Source organism: Maribellus sediminis (genome assembly GCF_011799805.1).
Taxonomy (GTDB): domain Bacteria; phylum Bacteroidota; class Bacteroidia; order Bacteroidales; family Prolixibacteraceae; genus Draconibacterium; species Draconibacterium sediminis_A.
Genome location: NZ_WXUB01000006.1, coordinates 96,770 through 117,674, shown reverse-complemented (window position 1 = coordinate 117,674; position 20,905 = coordinate 96,770). Strand labels below are relative to the sequence as shown.

Annotated in this window: 15 protein-coding genes; 10 read left to right on the top strand and 5 right to left on the bottom strand. The window is 43.2% G+C overall.

The window, feature by feature from the left end:
• Positions 1 to 66 precede the first annotated feature (66 nt).
• Positions 67 to 576, bottom strand: coding sequence for an RNA polymerase sigma factor (locus HFD85_RS19585; protein WP_167613683.1), 510 nt, complete (start codon positions 574 to 576; stop codon positions 67 to 69).
• A 238-nt stretch (positions 577 to 814) separates the two neighbouring features.
• Here HFD85_RS19585 and HFD85_RS19580 point away from each other — a divergent pair, with 238 nt between their 5' ends.
• Together HFD85_RS19580 and HFD85_RS19575 are read left to right on the top strand one after the other, a co-directional pair.
• Positions 815 to 2,866: a TonB-dependent receptor plug domain-containing protein gene (locus HFD85_RS19580; RefSeq protein WP_167613681.1), complete on the top strand. Its 2,052-nt coding sequence runs from the start codon at positions 815 to 817 to the stop codon at positions 2,864 to 2,866.
• Positions 2,867 to 3,071: 205 nt separating this feature from the next.
• Entirely contained in the window at positions 3,072 to 3,500 is a 429-nt protein-coding gene (locus tag HFD85_RS19575) for a DUF5606 family protein (RefSeq protein WP_167613679.1), read from the top strand.
• Position 3,501: 1 nt separating this feature from the next.
• On the opposite strand, the gene HFD85_RS19570 is transcribed toward HFD85_RS19575, so the two are convergent.
• Complete coding sequence (locus HFD85_RS19570) at positions 3,502 to 4,041, bottom strand: 3'-5' exonuclease (RefSeq protein WP_167613677.1); 540 nt, start codon at positions 4,039 to 4,041, stop codon at positions 3,502 to 3,504.
• A 159-nt stretch (positions 4,042 to 4,200) separates the two neighbouring features.
• On the opposite strand from HFD85_RS19570, the gene HFD85_RS19565 reads away from it, so the two are divergent.
• The 8 genes from HFD85_RS19565 to HFD85_RS19530 all read left to right on the top strand — a co-directional run bounded on the left by HFD85_RS19565 (position 4,201) and on the right by HFD85_RS19530 (position 17,017).
• Positions 4,201 to 5,490 (top strand): OmpA family protein, encoded by a 1,290-nt coding sequence (locus HFD85_RS19565; RefSeq protein ID WP_167613675.1) that lies wholly within the window; start codon positions 4,201 to 4,203, stop codon positions 5,488 to 5,490.
• Positions 5,491 to 5,606: 116 nt separating this feature from the next.
• Entirely contained in the window at positions 5,607 to 7,397 is a 1,791-nt protein-coding gene (argS, locus tag HFD85_RS19560; RefSeq protein ID WP_167613673.1) for an arginine--tRNA ligase, read from the top strand.
• A gap of 241 nt (positions 7,398 to 7,638) precedes the next feature.
• Positions 7,639 to 8,193 carry an RNA polymerase sigma-70 factor gene (locus HFD85_RS19555; protein WP_167613671.1) on the top strand — a complete coding sequence of 185 codons (555 nt, stop codon included), beginning with the start codon at positions 7,639 to 7,641 and terminating at the stop codon, positions 8,191 to 8,193.
• Positions 8,194 to 8,314: 121 nt separating this feature from the next.
• Positions 8,315 to 9,412, top strand: a complete 1,098-nt coding sequence (locus tag HFD85_RS19550; protein ID WP_167613669.1) for a FecR family protein — start codon at positions 8,315 to 8,317, stop codon at positions 9,410 to 9,412.
• Positions 9,413 to 9,432: 20 nt separating this feature from the next.
• A complete protein-coding gene (locus tag HFD85_RS19545; protein ID WP_167613667.1) occupies positions 9,433 to 12,783 on the top strand; it encodes a SusC/RagA family TonB-linked outer membrane protein in 3,351 nt (1,116 codons plus the stop codon).
• Between the two features lie 20 nt (positions 12,784 to 12,803).
• Positions 12,804 to 14,288, top strand: coding sequence for a SusD/RagB family nutrient-binding outer membrane lipoprotein (locus HFD85_RS19540; RefSeq protein ID WP_167613665.1), 1,485 nt, complete (start codon positions 12,804 to 12,806; stop codon positions 14,286 to 14,288).
• 42 nt (positions 14,289 to 14,330) lie between these two features.
• Positions 14,331 to 15,260, top strand: coding sequence for a PKD domain-containing protein (locus HFD85_RS19535; protein WP_167613663.1), 930 nt, complete (start codon positions 14,331 to 14,333; stop codon positions 15,258 to 15,260).
• A gap of 134 nt (positions 15,261 to 15,394) precedes the next feature.
• A complete protein-coding gene (locus HFD85_RS19530) occupies positions 15,395 to 17,017 on the top strand; it encodes a cellulase family glycosylhydrolase (RefSeq protein WP_167613661.1) in 1,623 nt (540 codons plus the stop codon).
• 102 nt (positions 17,018 to 17,119) lie between these two features.
• Here the strand turns inward: HFD85_RS19530 and HFD85_RS19525 are convergent, their stop codons facing one another.
• The 3 genes from HFD85_RS19525 to HFD85_RS19515 all read right to left on the bottom strand — a co-directional run bounded on the left by HFD85_RS19525 (position 17,120) and on the right by HFD85_RS19515 (position 20,885).
• Positions 17,120 to 17,788 (bottom strand): class II aldolase/adducin family protein, encoded by a 669-nt coding sequence (locus tag HFD85_RS19525; protein ID WP_167613659.1) that lies wholly within the window; start codon positions 17,786 to 17,788, stop codon positions 17,120 to 17,122.
• Positions 17,789 to 17,852: 64 nt separating this feature from the next.
• Positions 17,853 to 19,388, bottom strand: a complete 1,536-nt coding sequence (locus HFD85_RS19520) for a xylulokinase (RefSeq protein ID WP_167613657.1) — start codon at positions 19,386 to 19,388, stop codon at positions 17,853 to 17,855.
• Between the two features lie 30 nt (positions 19,389 to 19,418).
• Positions 19,419 to 20,885: an aspartate aminotransferase family protein gene (locus HFD85_RS19515; protein ID WP_167613655.1), complete on the bottom strand. Its 1,467-nt coding sequence runs from the start codon at positions 20,883 to 20,885 to the stop codon at positions 19,419 to 19,421.
• Positions 20,886 to 20,905 lie beyond the last annotated feature (20 nt).

Here is a 20,905-nt window from a genome sequence, read left to right as displayed (position 1 = left end):
TGACTAAAAATAAAAAAAGGTCTTCAAAAAATGAAAACCTTTTTAATACCTAATCTTTTTTTATCATTAATTCTCGGCGTACTCATGTAACGCTTTTTCGAGTTTTTTACGTGTGAAGAAGATTCTGCTTTTCACTGTTCCTAAAGGAAGATCAAGCTCTTCGGCAATCTCCTTGTATTTGTATCCTTCCAAAAACATGGTGAAGGGAACTTTGTATTCGTCTTCCAGTGCATCGATGCTTTTGTTGATCTCTTTTGAACTGTAAAATGAATCGGGTGCCGGATAAACTTTGTCCTTGGTGAACATCAGGTGAAAATCGTTGTTTGAACCTTCGAATGTATTTTTTGTTTTAACCTTCCTGCGATAATCGTTAATGAACGTGTTTTTCATGATGGTGTAGATCCACGCTTTGAAATTGGTATTCTGCGTAAATTTTTCACGATAAGTTAACGCTTTCAGAAAAGTCTCCTGAAGTAGGTCATCTGCACGTTCAGAATCGGATGTCAAACTCAGTGCATAATAATGCAATTTGTCACTCAGACCGAGTAAGGCGTTGGTAAATTGGACTTGAGTCATGGCGCTTATTTTTAATTTGTCTAAACAAATGTAAGCTAAACCTTGCCCCAAAAGCAAATAAATCATGACAATTGTCAGTTGATTTTATCTATGCACTATAAAAATTCTTTATAGGCGTATGGCGTTGATTTTACACTTGTTAGGCCATTTTTTTTGGAGCCCTTGCTACCACTCGTTTGTATGAGACAGGGGCTCAAATTGAGTAGTAATGTTATCTTTGTCTCCAGTTATTTTTATTATGAAATCAGTAAAGTTTAAACACGATGCACAATCTGTTTTAACTTTCAGAAAGTGGGGCAGGAAAAATTATTCCTTGTTTCTTGCCTTACGAAAAACTGTAATAATTGGCGTGCTGAGCGTGGTGTATTTTCTTTCAACACCCGTAATTTCACTCGCAATTGAACAGGATACTTCTGAAGTTAAAATGGAGTACGACCTTGATGAGATCGAGGTTAGTGCACAACGATCACCTGTAATTTATTCGCAGGTGGCACGGATTTTATCCGTGATCGAGAGAAAAGAAATTGAGGCGGTTGCGGCTCAGAGTGTACAAGACCTTTTGGAATACATCGCCGGAGTTGATGTACGACAAAGAGGCGACGAAGGTGTTCAGGCCGATGTTAGTATTCGCGGCGGAACCTTCGATCAAACCCTGATCCTGTTAAACGGAATCAACATCACCGATCCTCAAACCGGTCATCACAATTTAAATCTTCCTGTTAGTTTAGCCCAGATCGAACGAATCGAGGTGCTTGAAGGACCTGCAGCGCGCGTTTATGGTCCGAATGCATTTTCGGGGGCCATCAACATTGTAACCAGGCAGGTTCAGAAAAATTCGCTGAGTGTTGCTGCTTCAGATGGTAGTTTTGGCTATTTCGACGGAAACCTGGCAGGTACAATGAAAACCGGTAAAGTGAATCATTTACTGGCCTTTAACGGAAAACGCTCGGATGGGTACACTACCAACACCGACTTCAAGGAAATTAATGGCTATTATTCCAACGAACTTGAAACAGAAAGTGGGAAATTAAAGTTTCAGTTGGGAGCTTCGGAAAAAGGATTTGGCGCCAATAGTTTTTACACGCCTAAGTATCCGAACCAGTACGAGGCAACAAAAACACTGTTTACCTCTGTTAAATGGGAAGAGAACGGAACGATGCACATCACTCCGGTGGTGTATTACCGCCGTCATCAGGACCGTTTTGAGTTATTTCGGAGTGATCCTGCTTCGTGGTATTCCGGACATAATTATCATTTAACCAATGTGTACGGTGCCAGTGTAAATTCATGGTTTAAATGGGGCTGGGGGAGAACAGCTTTTGGTGTTGAATACCGCTCGGAAAATATTCTAAGCAACGTACTTGGTGTGCCAATGGCTGAGCCCAAGGATGTTCCGGGAGAGGATGCCCAGTTCACAAAATCCGACAACAGGAATATTTTTTCGGGTTTTCTTGAACATGCTGTCTACTTAAACGACTGGACGGTAACTGCAGGGCTGATGGCGAACTCCATTTCAAACAGCAATTTAGGACTTAATGTCTTTCCGGGAGTTGAAGTGAGTTACCAGCTGCTTGACCATGCAAAACTATTTACCAGCTACAACACTTCGCTTCGCATGCCCAGTTTTACCGACCTGTATTACCAGGGGCCAACCAATATCGGAAATCCTGACCTCAAACCTGAGAAATCAGCAACACTGGAAGGTGGCGTGAAATTCAACGGTTCTGTGTTTCGAGGTCATCTGGTAACTTTTTACCGTCACGGAACGGATATTATCGACTGGGTAAAAACAGATGAGAATGATGAAGTGTGGCAACCTCAAAACCTTACAGAAATAAACAGCGTTGGTTTCGAAGGACAGGCGCAGCTTCTGCTTCGTAGTAATTATGGGAAGTATTATCCAAACCTGCAAGCGAGTTATCTTTATAATAATGTGGAGAAAGGTGCATCCGATTTTATTTCGAATTATGTGCTCGATAATTTAAAGCATAAACTCGTAATTTCGGCCAATCAACAAATTATTCGTCGCCTGTTTTTCGATTTGAAATTTGTATTTCAGGATCGCGAAGGAAGCTATACGGAATTTGAAGATACGGCTCCGGTTGGAGAAGTTCCTTATGATCCGTTTTGGCTGGTCGATGGAAAGCTTTCTTATAAAAGTAAGGGAATGAGCCTTTTTGCATCGGTAAATAATATTTTTAATGTTCGTTACAACGATATCGGGAATGTTATTCAACCCGGCAGATGGCTAAAAGCCGGAATCTCGTGGGAACTGGCATTTGATAATTAGCTTGATATTTTCAGAATAATTTTATTAACAGCATAAGCAGCCGGAGGGAAAGACTTAAACCAAAGCGAGAGGATAGTGTTTTTACCTCCGGCTTTTTAGTATCTGCAAAAGTTGTATCTTCGCGTTTAGAAACCCACCTTGATGGGATTTCGAGTATAAAGTGAGTACAGATATTTTAAGATTTATCACACATTCGAATTAAGTCATGTTAAAAGGAATATTATCAATTTCAGGTCAGTCGGGCCTTTTTAAATTAGTTGCAGAAAGCAAAAACAACATCATTGTAGAATCAATTGAAACAAAGAAAAGAATACCGGTATATTCTACAGCAAAAGTTTCAGCTCTGGAAGACATTGCCATTTATACTTATGAAGGCGATACGCCGCTGAAAGACATTTTTAAAGCCATTTCAGAAGTAGAAAACGGTGGTCCGGCTCTTTCGCCTAAAGCATCGGGTAGTGAATTAAAAACCTACTTCGAAAAAGTGGTGCCTGATTTCGATCAGGAAAGGGTGTATGTTTCTGATATCAAAAAAGTGTTGTTGTGGTACAATACGCTTCAGGAAAACGCTATGCTTGATTTCTCGGAAGAGGAAGAGGCATCGGAAGAATCAACAGAAGAGACTGAAAAATAGACTAAAATAATTTGAGGTTATCCCTGTTCTGTGGATGACCGATTATTTCATTTTTTTTCAAAAGAATTTCAAAGAGTTTTACAGTGGCCAGTGCATCGCCGGCAGCGCGGTGCCTGCCATTTATTGTAATTCCAAGGTCGGTGCAAAGCCGGCCCAGCGAATACGATCGGTGACCGGGCAACAGTTTTCTGGAAAGTTGAACGGTACACACGGTTTTCCGGTTAAAATCGTAACCCAAACGCTCAAATTCTTCACGAATGAATTTATAGTCGAACTGCACATTATGCGCTACAAAAGTACGGCCCATGGTCATTTCTACAATTGTTTTCGCAACTTCATAAAACTTTGGGGCGTCTTTTACCATTTCATTGTTAATCCCGGTAAGCTCGGTAATGAAATATGGGATATCCATCTCAGGGTTGATTAGCGTGGAATAGGAACCGGTAATTCGTTGCCCATTGTGCTGGTATATCGCTATTTCAGTGATTTTTCCGAATTTGTAACGATTACCCGTCGTTTCTATGTCAATTATTGAAAACAAATATTTTAGTAAATTGATTTTATATATTATAATTGTTTAATTTTGTTAAAAAAAGATTTAATAAAATTACGTTTTCCGCTGATAAAGCAGTTTTGAAAGATGGAAATTAATTTTTAAATTGCCTGAAGAATCTAAAAAAACAATAATAAACTTTACATTATGAGAAAATTTACTCTTTTCTTTTTCGCCTTGGTGTTAGCAGTAGGAACTGCAATGGCGCAAAATTCAGATAAAAAGTGGGCAATAGGTCTCGGACCTGGTATTGACTACAATCTGGAAAGTGAAAATACCGGTATTCTCGGTGATTTCTATATTAGCCGCTATTTAAGCCCCAGATTCGATTTGATGTTAGACAACAGAATGTCATTCGATGAGCCTGGAATTGACGTTTTCAATACATTACTGAACCTTCGTTTGAAATTGTTCAATGAGGACATGGCAATTCAGCCTTACCTGTTTGGTGGTGTTGGATACATGTGGGACAATCAGTCAACCGGAGTAAACTTCGATGGAGGTGTAGGTCTTAAATTCCCGGTTAGCCCGAGCACTTCTTTATTCGTTTCAGGATCATACGTGACGGGAATTGAAGGAGAGAGAGCAGGTGAACCAAAAGTTACCGATGACCATATTATGGTTACCAGTATTCTTGAGTTTGCTTTGGGAGCAGCTAAAGATTCAGATGGTGACGGTGTAAAAGATAAAAAAGACGAGTGTCCTGATACACCTCCAGGAGTTCAGGTAGATGAAAAAGGTTGTCCGCTTGATCGTGACGGTGACGGAGTTCCTGATTACAAAGACGAATGTCCTGATGAAGCAGGTCCTGCTTCACTTGCAGGATGTCCTGACAGAGACGGTGACGGAATTGCCGATAAAGATGATGCTTGTCCTGATGTAGCAGGTTTGGCTAAATTCAACGGTTGTCCTGATTCTGACGAAGATGGCGTGCCGGATCCAAAAGACAAATGTCCTGACACTCCAAAAGGATGTCCTGTTGATGCCGATGGTTGTCCGCTTGATTCAGATGGCGACGGCGTAATCGACTGCCAGGATAATTGTCCACAGGAAGTTGGTCCTGCTTCAAACAATGGTTGTCCTGACTGGGTAGAGCTTAGTCTCCCAACTATTTACTTCGATTTCGATAAAGCAACATTGAAACCTGAAGCTAAAGCTGAACTGGATAAACTGGCAGAACAACTTACTGCAGCTAAAGAATTCGATATCGTTATCGGTGGTCACACTTGTAATATCGGTACAGAATCTTACAACATGGGTCTTTCTGAAAGACGTGCCCAGGCAGTTGTTAAATACCTGTTGCAAAAAGGTGTTAACAATGCATATGTAGGTTCTAATAACTACGGTGAAACAAAACCTGCAGTTCCTAACGATTCTATGACACATAGAAAAGAAAACAGGAGAGCAGAATTTGAAGTAGCTAAGATCAGAAAATAAAAGATCGCATTAAATAAGAAAAAGCTCTGTCGTTTGGCAGGGCTTTTTTTGTGTCTTAATGTATCGGCTTGTTTAGGCGTAAAGTATTATCTTTGCGCTCCTAAAATCGATTAGAGATGAGAATTGAAAATAATATACAGGATGCAGTATTGCAGGCCATTAAATCGTTGTACGAATCAGAGGTGAACGCGGCGCAGGTACAGCTGCAAAATACCCGCAAGGACTTTGAAGGTGATATTACACTCGTTGTATTTCCATTTTTACGTCTTTCGAAGAAATCGCCTGAAATCACAGCCGAAGAAATCGGGACGTTTTTGCAGGAAAATGTCGACCTGGTTGAATCGTTTAATGTTATAAAAGGATTTCTAAACCTGGTTATCGATAAAAATTACTGGCTGAATATTCTGAGTGAAGTTTATTCTGATGAAAACTTTGGTTTGAAGGCTGCTGATGAAAATTCAGAACTGCTTATGGTGGAATACTCTTCTCCAAACACAAATAAACCATTGCATCTTGGCCATATAAGAAATAACCTGCTTGGTTTTTCCATTGCCGAAATTGCAAAAGCCAATGGCAAACAAGTGGTAAAAACCAACATTGTAAACGACCGTGGTATCCACATTTGTAAATCGATGTATGCCTGGCAACAATGGGGAAATGGTAAAACACCCGAAAATTCCGGCATGAAAGGCGACCACCTGGTCGGTGAGTTTTACGTGGAATTCGACAAACATTACAAAGCAGAAATAGCCGAACTGGTTGAAAAAGGTTTGTCGAAGGAAGAAGCGGAAAACCAGGCGCCATCGATTTTAGCCGCCCGCGAATTACTTCGGAAATGGGAAGCAAAAGACCACGAAACCGTGGAGCTTTGGAAAACCATGAATAATTGGGTTTATGAAGGTTTCGACGTTACCTATAAAAGCCTGGGTGTTGATTTCGATAAGATCTACTACGAGTCGGATACTTATCTGGTAGGAAAAGAAGAGGTACTTCGCGGATTACGAGAAGGCATTTTTTATCAAAAAGACGATAATTCGGTTTGGGCCGATTTGAGTGCCGACGGACTGGATCAGAAGATCCTGTTACGCAGCGACGGTACTTCGGTTTACATGACTCAGGATATCGGTACCGCCAAAATGCGTTTTAACGATTATACCATCGATAAAATGGTTTACGTGGTGGGTAATGAGCAAAATTACCACTTCCAGGTGCTGGCTCAGTTACTGGATAAACTCGGATTTAGCTGGGGAAAAGACCTCTATCATTTCTCGTATGGAATGGTTGAACTGCCATCGGGAAAAATGAAATCGAGGGAAGGTACCGTTGTTGATGCCGACGATTTGATGGACCAGATGACTGAAGTGGCCCGCAAAATGTCGGAAGAACTTGGGAAACTGGAAACACTGTCGGGCGATGAAGCCGAAAAGACATTCAGAATGATTGCTTTGGGTGCACTGAAGTACTTTATATTGAAGGTGGATCCACGTAAAAACATGATGTTCAATCCTGAAGACTCTATTGATTTTAACGGAAATACGGGACCATTCATTCAATATACTTATGCTCGTATTCAGTCGGTGCTGCGCAAAGCGGCCGATAAACAAATAGCTATCAGCAGTAATTTGAAAATCGACAGCATTTCAGAAAAAGAAAAAGAGCTGTTAAAACGTTTGTCGTTGTTTCCATCGGTGGTGCAGGAAGCAGGCGATAATTACAGTCCGGCAATTATTGCCAACTACTGTTATGAACTGGTAAAAGAGTTTAACCAGTTTTACCACGATCATTCTATTTTAGGAGTCGACGACGCTGCTGTTATGAATTTCCGCCTGGTAATTGCTACTGCAGTTGGTAAGGTAGTAAAAAGCGGAATGAATTTACTCGGAATCGAAATGCCCGAACGGATGTAAACAAGAAAGGGAGGTAATACCTCCCTGTAATTTCTTTCTTGATGCTGTTTATGATTTAATGGTCGAAGGGGTTTGCGACGTCCTTCCTTCATAATAATATTCGGTTTTTCGAGCAAAGGTAATCCCGATAATGCTAATTTATTTTCGTTTGGTTCTAAGTTGCTGGACTGTAATTGGTCATTGCAATATTTCCCGAATAAATATTACTTTACCGTCACAAAATCTGATAGCATAAACTAGAGTGTGGTTCTTAAGTCTATACGTTTCCGGCAAAGAAGGAGGACTCAGCGTTGAGGAATTCCGAAAGATCTTTTTGGAAATGTATCCATCCCTGTGTGTTTATGCTTCAGGTTATTTAAACGATAAAGAAGCGTCAAAAGACGTCGTACAGGAGGTGCTTACTACTTTCTGGGCTGAAAATGAAAAGCTTAAAAACAAGGATCTGGTAAAACCTTACCTTTTTAAGGCAGTAAAACATAAGGCACTTAATTATAAAAAAAGAGAAGCACGCAAATCGCCACTCGATACCTTTTTTGAGGAATTTAATGCGGAGCTTTCAACCAGAGATGATGAAAGCGTTGAGAATTTTATGGCGCTGGATTCGTTGATGGATGACCTGGAAGCTGCAATCGATGAACTACCCGAACAACGTCGAAAAATCTTCAGAATGAGTCGTTTCGAGCAAATGAAACACAAAGATATTGCGGAAGCACTCGGAATATCTCCCAGAACAGTGGAAACCCAGATTTTCAGAGCTCTACAGTTTTTACGCGAGCGGCTAAAACATTACCTCTAACTGCCATTTCTCCCAATTTTATTCGAATTTATTGCTTTGTGTTGTACAGCATGAAAAATTCCCGAGTTTGCTGTACGTGATTTTTCTTTCCCGTTTTCCTTGTAATAAAGAACCGAAGAAAATGGGTAAAAAAATTGAAACCTTGTTTCTGGCCTACCTCGAAGGAAGGATCTCGCCGGAAGATGAGCAATTTCTACTGGATTGGTTAAAAAGGAATCCGGAATCGATACGCAATTTTAACGAATTCCGCAGGTTGTGGAACATGTCGATGATGGCAGGAAAACTCGATAACCGCGAATTGGAACTGGAGTGGAAAGAATTGTGCCGTAAAATTGAATCGGCACCGCTTGTAAAACAACGAACAATTCGAAGTCCTTATTACTGGATCAGCAGAATTGCAGCTGTATTCCTTTTGGGAGCTGTGATGTCGTTCTTTGTTTCCTATCTTTTGCTGATCCGGCCCAATCAGCAAATCACTTACCAGGAAATTACCACTCCGGCCGGGGCAAAATCGCAAATCACCTTACCCGATGGGACCAACGTTTGGCTGAATGCAAAAAGTCACATAAAATATTCGAGCGAATACGGCGCTAAAAACCGTATTGTTGAATTGGAAGGTGAAGCTTTTTTTGATGTGGAAACCAATCCGTCGAAGGTTTTTATTGTACGAACATCCGAAATTGATGTAAAGGCATACGGTACCGTTTTTAATGTAAAATCGTATCCCGAAGAAAATACCATTGAAACCACCTTGCTCGAAGGAAAGATCGGGGTAACCCGAAAAGAACTGGAAAACAGGAAGAGCGACGAAGTGGTGATGGAGCCCAACCAACGGGTAGTTTACTATCGTAAAATGCCGGAAATTCCTGAAGTTACTTCCGAAAACGACGAAACAGAAAATCCGGTTGAGGCAATTGAACGCCCCGAACAAAAGCTAACCTATTTGATTTCAAAAGGAATAGATCCTCACAATTTTACTTCATGGAAAGACGGAACGCTTTTCATTTCCAGCGAAACACTCGAACGACTTGCAGTGAAGCTGGAACGGAAATACGACGTGAAGATCCACTTCCGGGATGAAGCGCTCAAGAACCTGAAATTTACCGGATCGCTCGAAAACGAAACCGTGGAGCAGGTTATGGAGGCTATACGCATCGCCGCACAAATCGACTACGAAATCGAGGATCGCGACATCTGGCTAAAACAAGCTAACAATTGAATACTAAACTTTTAAAATTTATGAATTTTAAACTCTTTCTGATTGCCATATTTTTTTCGGCAACGCTATCTGTCTTTGCTCAAGACAACATTTCACTTAAGGTTGAAAATAAACCCCTGAAGAGTGTTTTTAACACCATTCAGGAAGAAAGCGGGTACCGCTTTTTTTATAACGACGACCTGGTGGATCTGGATAATCTTATTTCTATTGACGTGCGAGATGCCGATATACAGGACATCATCGATAAGTTGCAGGAACAAACGAATCTTAAATTCCGGGTGATGGAAGAAAAGTTGATTGTGGTGGTTCCCGATTCTGAAACGCAACAGCAATCGATCATTCGCGGTAAAGTTACTTCGGTAAACGAGCCCGATGGTTTACCCGGCGTAAACGTCGTTATAAAGGGCACAACCCAAGGTGTGATTACCGATTTTGATGGGAATTATACCATTGAAGTCCCTGACAATTATGCCATACTAACGTTTTCATTTATTGGTTTTCAAAGTCAGGATGTAGCGCTGAATGGCAAAACAAACCTGGATGTTGTACTTAATGAAGATGTGCAATCGATCGATGAGGTTGTGGTTACTGCCTTAAGTATCGAACGAAATAAGAACTCGCTGGGATATTCCATAACCCAGGTTGGCAGCGACGACATTAACCAGGCCAAGGAAAACAATCCGATCAACTCGCTGGCCGGAAAAGTTTCAGGCTTACAGATTACTAAAGCACCAACCGGTGTTGATGGATCATCGCGGGTGGTTTTGCGGGGCGTTGCATCGATGCTGGGTAACAACCGACCGTTATTTGTAATCGATGGTATTCCGATGGATGCCGGTTACGGCGGCGGAGGTCGCTGGGGAGGAAGCGACAGTGGCGATGCTTTGGCCGATTTGAATCCCGAAGACATCGAATCGATGAGTGTTTTGAAAGGTGCAGGTGCAGCAGCAGCTTATGGTTCGCGAGGAGCCAACGGCGTAATACTCATCACAACAAAGCGAGGAAAGAACAAAAAAGGAATCGGAATCTCCATTTCTTCAGGTTATACGATGGAAAATCCAATGGTGACTCCCGATTTTCAGTACGATTATACGCAGGGAGCTTTCGGACAATATCCGCAACTAACCGGAAACCCGGCACGACCGATTCCTGACTATCCCTGGATATGGAGTTATGGCGAAAAAATTGAAGGACAAACACGGGTGAACTGGATTGGTCAGGAAGAAGTGATGAGTACGCAGAAAAATCCTTACGATGAATTTTTCAGAACCGGAAGTTCGTTTTCGAATACCATTGCGTTAGACGGTGGGAACGAAACAACCACTTTCCATGCATCGCTCACGAACCAGGATTCGAAAGGCATTATGCCGAATAACAACCTGTTGCGGCAAACAGTAAATTTGCGTGGTTTCTCAAAACTGGGCGAGAACATTGAATTCGATTCTAAGATGACTTACGTCCATTCGAAAGTTGAGAACCGTCCGTATTTAGCTGAAGATGGTGCAAATGTCGTTCAATCCATCGGTCTTTTACCCCGAAATATATCGCTTCAGTCGTTAAAAGACAATACTGCTGATGCCGCTGGGAATATGCTGAAATGGAACACTGACAATACTTTCCCAAACCCGTACTGGATTCTGAACAACAAATACAACGAAGACGAAAAGAACCGTTTACAGGCGATGTTTTCAACGAAATGGAACATGAGTAAGAGTTTTAATGTTATGGTTCGTTCGGGAATGGATTTGACCAATTCACATTCAAGATCTCATGAAAATCCCGGAAAGCCTTCAGTTGCAACCGGGCAGGGTAATGTTGGAAACGGAATGAGTAACAGTTTGGAATGGAACTCCGATTTCCTGGCTAATTACAACAAATCGTTCGATCAGGTGAGCCTGAATTTTAGTCTTGGCGGAAATTACCGTTACAACAAATACAGCTCTATTTCGCAGTCGGGAAGTGTGATGCGGGTTCCTGGTTTGTACCATATTTCGAATTACCAGAATTACAGTACCGGCGAATGGTTTTCCGAAAAATCGGTTTATTCACTGTATTTACTCGGTTCGTTCTCGTATCAGAACTTCCTATATCTCGATGTAACTGCGCGTAACGACTGGTCGTCGACACTTCCACTGCAAAATAATTCTTACTTCTATCATTCCGAAAACCTTAGCTTTTTGTTTACCGAGGCTTTCAAATTGAATTGGGATTGGCTGAACATTGGAAAACTTCGTGCTTCGTACGCCAAGGTTGGTAACGATACCGGAGCCTACGAAATAGCACAGTATTACAGCATTTCTCAAACCCAGACTGATTATCCGCTGGCATCGATAGGAGGGCAGTTGCCACATTTCGACCTGCAACCCGAACAAACAGCATCGTGGGAAGTGGGAACCAATCTCGGTTTTCTCGAAAACCGCCTGGTGCTTGATCTTACCTACTACAACAGTATGTCAGATAATCAGATCATGAGCGTCGATCTGACTCCTTCAACGGGTTATGAGACGAAGAAAATGAATGCCGGAAAAATTCAGAACACCGGTTTTGAGGTACAGTTAAATGCCAATCCGGTTTCAACGCCGGATGGTTTTAGCTGGGATGTAATTCTTACCTGGTCGAAAAACCAGTCGGAAGTTAAAGAATTGTATGGCGACATGGAATACCTGCCACTGGCTGAGGAATTTCATATGAGTATCCAGGCACATGCCGGCCGTCCTTATGGCGAGATTTATACCACCGATTACAAATACGATGCTTTTGGTAATAAACTGATCGATAAAAACGGCTTTGCAATTGCAGGCGACTGGAAAGCCATGGGCAATATCAATCCCGACTGGATTGGTGGTATTACCAACCAGTTGAAGTATAAAAATCTTAGTCTGAGTTTCCTGATCGACGTTCAGATGGGAGGGGATATTTATTCCTGGGGAAAGGCTTATATGGCTTTGTTCGGAACAAGTAAGGAAACCCTTGAAGGGCGCGCCGAATGGATTGCAGGAACAGGAGGTTTTGTTGAAAAAGGCGTGAGTGAAGTAAATGGTCAGCCTAATGCCATTGCTGTTGATCCGACGTTACGCTGGTACAATATTTACAACAAGCAAATTGGCGCCGAATGGGTACAGGACGCTACTAATGTAAGAATGCGCGAATTGGTACTTGGCTACAAACTGCCTTCTAAATTACTCACCAAATTGCCTTTCGAAAATGTGAATGTTTCGTTGGTTGGAAGGAACTTGTTCTTCCTGTACCGTGCGATGGATCATTTCGATCCTGAATCGGGGTACAGCAGCGGAAACACCGGAAACGGAATTGAGCACTTTTCGTTGCCTTCGACTTCGAGCTATGGTGCAAACCTGAAAATCAACTTTTAACCGCTACAAAAATGAAAACGATGAAATTAAATAAAGCATGGGTTCTTCTTATTCTTTTGATAGGATTTACCTTTGGTTGTGATGATAAATTTGAAGAAATAAATACGAACCCGAACGCGGTAACCGAAATTAATGACGAATACTTATTTGCCAACGCAGTATTACTGACACTACGCGGCGATAACAATAAACAGGTACAGTTCCCTTTTGCATCGCAGTATGCACATGTTTATTGCGGTCAAAGCACAACGATTTACATCGATCGCTATTACGATAATTTTACCAATCACGAATACGATTACCTGTTTAAAACCTTCTATTACGGCCCGATTCGTCACATACAGGAAGTGTTGCGTATGACGGAGCCTGGAGGAGAAAACGAAAACGAGGTGCGCCATGCAATGGCCGAGGTGGTGTCAGTCATGAATTTTGTTCAGCTAGCCGATGCCTTTGGCAGTATTCCTTATTCCGATGGAGGTGTGGGACAGGAAGGTTATCTCTATCCCAAATTCGATTCAGTGGAGGATATTTATAAAGATGCACTTCAAAAATTAGGAAACGTTGTTCCGATTCTAAGTTCAGCAGATGCAGCTATGGGCTATCCCGGTGCCGATCCGTTTTACAATAACGATTTGGATAAATGGGCCCGATTTGCCAATTCGCTGCGTTTACGTTTGGCCATGCGCATTCGTTTTGCCGATGAAAATACCGCGAACGGAATTATCAAAGAATGTATGGCTTTGCCGCTGATTGAAGAGAACGATCAGAACGTGGAAAATAAAAACCAGGATTCGGATATCGACGAATTCAGAAACCCGATTTTCATACACTACGGATACTGGAAATGGAAAATGAGTGAATTCCTGGTTGATTTGCTGGATGCAAACGGCGATCCGCGTTTGTTCGAATTTGCCAAGCCCAACGAGCAGGGAAATTATGTGGGTTTACCCAACGGGTTGAGCGATACCGAACTTTCGAAATGGAAAATGTCTGAAGTTTCTGATCCAGGGGAGAAACTGGTTGGGAAAGCTGCTTCAATTTATTACATGTCGGCTGCCGAAGTCTGGCTGTTACGCGCCGAAGCTGCCTTGTTTGGAATAACCGATGGCGATGCCAACACTATGTACCAAACCGCTATTCAAAAATCGATGACACAGTGGGGAGTAGTCGACAGCGTTGCTCAGGATTACGTGGCAAGTAACCCGGTAGCAACATTGAGTGGAAGCCGCGAAGAGCAATTCAGGCAGATCAGCACGCAACTGTGGATCTCGGTGTTGCCGAATACCATGGAAGGCTGGACGAATATTCGCCGGACTGGTTATCCGATCTTGCCAAGACGTACTGCACCTGCTTTCGATCTTGGTGTTACTGAAGGTAAACTGCCAACACGCTGCCGTTACCCGGCCTCGGAAGTAAACATCAATAATAAAAATTATTTGGATGCCCTTAACGAACAAGGACCGGATGAAATAACAACACCACTTTGGTGGGATGTGAGAAATTAACGACTTCATTAATCAATTAATTAAATACTAAAAGTTAGAATTATGAAAAGATCATTTTATTCTGTACTGACAATGTTAGCCGTTGTGGCTTTGCTTTTTTCATCATGTAGTAAAGACGATCCTGAACCTCCGGTTGTAGAAATGTTTGCCGAAGTTGACGGAAGCAATTCGTACATGGTGAACTGCACCACCAATTCAACCAATGCCACCTCTTTTACCTGGGATTTTGGCGATGGCGAAACCGGAACAGGAGCTTCAGCCAGTCATACCTATGAACTTTCTGGAGAATACACCATAACTGTTACAGCAACCGGCGACGGCGGTACAGCCACTTCTTCAAAATCGGTTACAATTGTTGCCAGTATGGCAGAATTGCTGAGTGGCGGAACCGCCAGCGGTAAAACATGGGTGCTTAGCCGGACTGCTACTCCGGGTGTTGATGGTGCAGGCTCAGTTGATCCTTCTTTCCCAACAGGAATTATGCCCGGTACCGACAATTTACTCGACGCAATTGGTTTGGGAGCTGAATACGACAACGAATTTACCTTCTATGCCGACGGTAGTTATTCGATAAACAATAAAGACGGAAATAACATGGCCGGCTGGATTTACAGTTACTCGCAAATCGGAGAAGAAAATATTGTAATTCCAACAGCGGTTGGTATTTTCTCGGTTACAAACACACCTTCAACAAATGCAACCTGGAGCCTGACCGAAAACACTGATCTGGTTGTTGATGCAGTGGACGAAGGTGCTGAGGGAGCTTTCACACCCAAAACCGTGACCTTCACAGGTGCCGATTACCTGACTTTTGGAAACGGTGGTTTCATCGGAATTCAGGATTTCTCGGCTAACGCACTTATTCGTGATATTAGCTCAGATCGAATGGTGGTTGCCATTTTCTTAAATAGTGTTTACGGTGCTCCTGATAAACCATCGGCATTGATTACTGTTTCGTTCGACGCCAAATAAAATATAAAAATGATAAGCCAAAAACTACCGGGAATTGTTTCCCGGTAATTTTCAATTCTGTTTCGGGAAAAGCTTAAAAAGCCTACTCCGAATCGCAGAAAGAAAATGGCTAACCAGATAAAATGTAACATCAAATGATAGTACGATACTCAGTTTTTCTGATCATCCTGTTTTTCGTTTATTCCTGCAATCCCGGAAATCCAAAGGATTCATCCAATGAGTTTCTGAAGGTTGAAGGGCAAAATTTTGTTGATGCTGAAGGGCGCGAAGTGATTCTCAGCGGAATTAATTTTATCAGCAAGGAACCGTCAGAAAAATACATGCCGGCACAAGGTGAGGAAACCTTTAAACAATTTAAAGCCTGGGGATTCAATTGTATTCGTCTGGGAATTATCTGGGACGGATTGGAACCGGAACCCGGCAAATACAACGAGGCTTATCTGCAGGAAATTGATAAGCGAATAAAATGGGCCGAGAAAAACGATCTGTATGTTTTTCTCGATATGCACCAGGATTTGTATGGCGCCCAATTTTCGGACGGTGCACCCGATTGGGCCACCATCACCAACGATCAGCCGCATTACAAGGGCGAAGTCTGGAGTGATTCTTACCTGATCAGTCCGGCCGTTCAAACTGCTTTCGATAATTTCTGGAACAATGCTCCGGCTCCCGATGGAATTGGCTTGCAGGACCATTACGCTAATTTGTGGAAGCTGATTGCTGAACGTTATTCCAAAAATGCAACCGTAATTGGTTACGATGTAATGAACGAGCCATTTATGGGTAGCGAGGCGCAAAATGTACTGCCTATGATGCTCGGTGCCTATGCACAGGTTTACGTTGAAGTAACCGGCCAAGCGCCTCCTTCGGTAGAAGAACTGGCTGCCATGTGGGGAAGTGAAGCTTCCCGGATGGAGGCTTTGAATATGATTTCAACCCGCGACAGGTATTCGAAAGTAGTGGATGCCGTTTACGAAGTGAGCGCAGCTTTCGAAAAGAATAAACTTCAGCCTTTTTATCAAAAAGTAGCTGATGCGATCCGCGAAGTGGATATGCACCACATCCTGATCTATAATCACAATTACTTTGTGAATACCGGTGTTTCAACAGCGCTTGAAGCCACAAAATTACCCGATGGAAGTCGCGACCCGCAGGTGGCTTACGGCGCTCATGGTTACGATTTGGTGGTAGATACCAAAGAGAATGAGAACCAAAGCCGCGAGCGTGTAGAATTTATTTTCGACCGGGTGGCTGAAAGCGGCAAAAGAATGAATATGCCCGTTTTGCTGGGCGAGTGGGGAGCACTTCACAGCAAGTCGGATAAAATGGTGGAAACCGCCCAACACCTGGTTGGCATTATTGAAGCTCACAAGTTCAGTAATACTTTCTGGGCGTATTACGGTAATATCGACGAATATCCGTTTTTTCAGCAGGCGATAGTTCGACCTTATCCGCAACGCATTTCGGGCAAGCTCGACTTTTACGATTATAACTTCGAAACAGGGGAGTTTACCTTTGTTTGGGAAGAAAGCGGTAAGGAGCAGGAGCCGAGTGTTATCTATGTTCCGGTGTTGTCGAATTTAACCGAAGAGGACATTGCAACCAGCCCTGCAGCCGACCAGATCGTGTTTGAACATTGCGAAGATTCGGGCGGAGGCAGATTATTGGTATCGCCTTTGGGAAAGCCAATGAAACGCACTTTGCGCTTTAAAATACATTTAACCTCGGGGAAAGAATTTACTATTAACAAAAGCTGATCGGCTACTTAGTTCTATCAGGTAGTAAATTCAAAAAAGCAGGTCATGAAAATGACCTGCTTTTTCGTTTTTCGTTATGCGGTTAGAATGTGTGAGAAAAATTCACTTTTTCTTTTTGGCTATTTTCGAATACTTCTTCAGGTAAACCTGGTGCATAGCCCAGGCCTCAAATTTACTGATGTGTTTTGCACCGCCCAGAAACTGTGCTTCAATAAATGCTTTGCACCCTTTTTCGAGTACCTGGCACACTGCAAAAGCTTCGTCGAGGTCGCGACCGGCACAAACCGCTCCGTGATTCGCCATTAAAGCTGCGTTTCTACCACGCATGGCCTTTACTGTTTCGCGAACAATTTTTTTAGTTGATGGCAGTGCATAGTCGGCGCAACGCACCGATGGACCCACTATTTGAGCAAGGTCGTCCAAAACTGCAGGAACCTCAACGCGGGCTGCAGCGCAGGTTGAAGCATTCATTTGGTGGGTGTGAATAATGGCACTGAATTCTTTCCTGTCGTTATAAATTCCCGAATGCAGTTTAAACTCCGACGACGGTTTTATTCCTGTTTTATCGTAATCATTCGTTTTGAATTTGATAATTACCATATCAGCGGGAGTGAGGTCTTCGTAAAATTTACCGCTTGGAGTTATCAGCATTTCTTCCTCATTTAACTTCACACTGATATTGCCCCAGGTGCGAGCAACCAGCCCCTGTTCCACCAGTTTCAATCCTGCCTGTACCAGTGCTTCCCGTTCTTGTTGATAGTGTAATTGCATTTTTTGTATTGAATTTGTTTTATTGATTTCGAAAATAATCGGGTGTTTACCGATGTGCTAATGTTCAGTTTGCAGTATTAAACCGATCGTAATTTGCTTTGTGGTACGTAGCTTTCAGACTTCGGTATACATTTTTGTAATTCACGAACAGCTTGTCGTACGTAGCTTTGTTTTCAGCATTTGGCAGAAAGGTTTCTTTTGTTATGACGATTCGGTCGATTTCCGAGAAATCGGCATAGATTCCGGCACCAACAAATGCACACATCGCCGCTCCAAGCGCACCCGCCATGGTGGGATAATTGGTGGTAATGATCTTTCTTCCTGTGATGTCGGCAACTGCCTGCATCCAGGTTTTGTTCTGCGAACCGCCGCCAATAAAGCGAAATTCGGGAATGTTCAGCCTGAAATCTTTTTCATAGTTCTCAATTATCCAGCGCAGGTTGTAGCCGATTCCTTCGAACAAAGCCCGGGCAATGTGTCCGCGGGTGTGTTCCATTCCAAGGTTGAACATTGTTCCGCGGGTGGTGGTGGTGCTTACCGGGCAACGTTCTCCAAGAAACCAGGGCGTAAAGATCAGTTCATCTGCACCTGCCTGAACAACTTTCACCTCTTCTGTGAGTAGTTCGTACATCTTTTCTTTCCCGAATTCCTCGAGTTCCTTTTTGTAGAAATTCTGAATGAGCCATTCCACATTATTACCGGCCGTTTCGGTTACGCCTATCAGCAGGTTCATTTTCGGATCGGCCCCCTGAATACAAGCTGCACCATTTTTGAATTTTACTGCTTTTGCTGTGGTTACGCCCAGTTGAGCCGCAGTGCCGAGGTAGGCAAAAACCGATCCTTCAGCAACACAACCGGCTCCAACAGCGGCACTTTGCGAATCGTCGCAGCCACCAAATACCGGAATTCCTTGGTTCAATCCCATTTCTTTTGCTGCTTCTTTTGTGAGTGCACCGGCAATGTCGGTTGAGCGGATCAGTTCCGGCAATTTTTGACGGTCGAAACCGGCAGCCATAAAAAACAGGTGTTCCCAGTCTTTCTTTTTTACATTGAATCCCCACGAACTTGCGCCCGACCATTCAGCAGCCATATTTCCGGTGGCTTTAAATCTGAGGTAGCCGTTCACATCGAGGACTTTGTACGTTTTGCTATAAATGTCCGGCTCGTTTTGTTTTAGCCAGCGCAACTTTGGAATCACATCTTTTCCGGTAATCTCGATACCCAAAAAGGATTTGAATGCCGTCCGGCCACCAAAAAGGTTCATCAGCCAGCGGGCCTGTTCTTCGGCACGGCCGTCAACCCAGGTAATATTTCGGCGCAGAACTGTGCCAATTTCATCAACCGGAATAATTCCCATCGACTGGGTGGTAAAAACCAAACCGGCAATTTCATCGGGATTAGTAGCTTTTAATAAGATTTTGGTATTGGCAACAATCGCATTCCAGTAATCTAGCGGATCCTGCTCCACCCAACCGGGTTGTGGCGTAAACATGGGGTAGGGATGTGTTGCGTGGCAAATTATCTCGCCCTTGCTGTTTACAAGCGCCGATTTCACTCCGCTGGTTCCTACATCATGTGCGATTACAATTTCTGTTGCCATTCGTTGTTATTCTATATCGTGATTTGAAAATTACTCCGATCTTTCAATGTGTTGAAACACCCTTTCAAATCGCTGCAGTGCTTCGTCAATGATCTCATCGGTGTCGGCCATACTTGTGTACATCCGGCTTCCGGCCAGTGTTACCAACCCTTCTGCCATATACGCCGCGCCCATTTCTTCCATGTTCTTTTTCCTGACCTTAATTTGTTTCAGCGACTTTGGTATGGTCCACGGTCGCTTAATGTTTACATCTACAAACATGGTCCCCGCCGTTTCCAAATGACAGATCGATCCCTGGTTGTAGGCTACATAAGGCAGCTCGTATTTTTCAATCAAAGCCTGAAGACCTTTAGTCAACCGATCGCCGGCTTTCCCGGCAAATGCACAGGCATTTTGTTTTTCAATTTCAACCAAAGTATAATAACCGGCGGCCGAACTCAAGGGATTGGCCGCTAAAGTTCCGCCAACCATGGCTTTCTTTTTCGTGCCACCCAAACCGGCGGTTAAGTAATCCATGTGTTTATCGAGTCCGCCCAAGCCTCCGGCAGAAGGATAACCTCCGGCAACTACTTTACCAAAAACCGTTAAATCGGGAACCACGCCAAAATAGCCCTGGGCACCGTTCAGTCCAATTCTGAAAGCCGTTACCACTTCATCAAAAATAAGCAAGGCTCCGTATTTATCGCAAAGCTCCCGTATTTTTTTGTTGTAATCTTGATCAATCGGACGTGTTCCGCTTTCAGGACCCACCGGTTCCACAATTACAGCAGCCGTTCCACCAACTAAGCGATTTCTTTTGAGTAGTTTTTCAATGGCTTTAATTTTATTTGGAAAAGCTTCCTGGGTGTGTTTCGAGCAAGACGCCGGAATTCCATGGGCTTCAAAGCGCCCGGTTCCGGGAATACGCATGCCGTAAACCATTTGATCGCTCCAGCCGTGATATGCGCCACCAAGTTTTATGATCTTTTTCTTTCCGGTAGATAAACGAGCAACACGAATGGCCGCCATTACTCCCTCGGTTCCACTGCCAAGCATCCTGAATTTATCGACACCGGGATAACGTTTACAAATAAACTCGGCAATTTTCATTTCATATTCATGAAACAAGCCGGTAACCGGACCGCAGGTATCCAGCAGGTTTTTCACTTTTTCTTTGATGGCAGGAGGATTGCTACCAAGTACAGTCGGTCCGCCGGCCTGCAAAAAATCGATGTAACGGTTGCCATCCAGATCATAGAGCCAGGCATCCTCCGCTTTGGTAAATACCAGCGGGAATGGATAGTTGAACGCGAGGTTGTGCTGAACTCCACCCGGAATATATTGTTTGGCTTCGTCGATCATTGCTTTCGACTTGGCACAATTGCTGTCGAAACGATCGAGGTATTCCTGCATTTTATCTCGTTTTACCCGGTAAACGGGCAGCGCCAGGAGCTTCTCAACCCGGGTATAAATTTCCTGAACATCGTGGTATTCTGAAATGGCAAAATTGTTTCCCATATTTGTTGGTATTCGTTTTA

Coding starts and splice junctions, on each gene's coding strand:
- HFD85_RS19575 (WP_167613679.1), top strand. CDS start 3,072: ATGTTAAAAGGAATATTATCAATTTCAGGTCAGTCGGGCCTTTTTAAA.
- HFD85_RS19550 (WP_167613669.1), top strand. CDS start 8,315: ATGGGTAAAAAAATTGAAACCTTGTTTCTGGCCTACCTCGAAGGAAGG.
- HFD85_RS19520 (WP_167613657.1), bottom strand. CDS start 19,388: ATGGCAACAGAAATTGTAATCGCACATGATGTAGGAACCAGCGGAGTG.
- HFD85_RS19585 (WP_167613683.1), bottom strand. CDS start 576: ATGACTCAAGTCCAATTTACCAACGCCTTACTCGGTCTGAGTGACAAA.
- HFD85_RS19535 (WP_167613663.1), top strand. CDS start 14,331: ATGAAAAGATCATTTTATTCTGTACTGACAATGTTAGCCGTTGTGGCT.
- argS (WP_167613673.1), top strand. CDS start 5,607: ATGAGAATTGAAAATAATATACAGGATGCAGTATTGCAGGCCATTAAA.
- HFD85_RS19525 (WP_167613659.1), bottom strand. CDS start 17,788: ATGCAATTACACTATCAACAAGAACGGGAAGCACTGGTACAGGCAGGA.
- HFD85_RS19545 (WP_167613667.1), top strand. CDS start 9,433: ATGAATTTTAAACTCTTTCTGATTGCCATATTTTTTTCGGCAACGCTA.
- HFD85_RS19530 (WP_167613661.1), top strand. CDS start 15,395: ATGATAGTACGATACTCAGTTTTTCTGATCATCCTGTTTTTCGTTTAT.
- HFD85_RS19540 (WP_167613665.1), top strand. CDS start 12,804: ATGAAATTAAATAAAGCATGGGTTCTTCTTATTCTTTTGATAGGATTT.
- HFD85_RS19515 (WP_167613655.1), bottom strand. CDS start 20,885: ATGGGAAACAATTTTGCCATTTCAGAATACCACGATGTTCAGGAAATT.
- HFD85_RS19580 (WP_167613681.1), top strand. CDS start 815: ATGAAATCAGTAAAGTTTAAACACGATGCACAATCTGTTTTAACTTTC.
- HFD85_RS19565 (WP_167613675.1), top strand. CDS start 4,201: ATGAGAAAATTTACTCTTTTCTTTTTCGCCTTGGTGTTAGCAGTAGGA.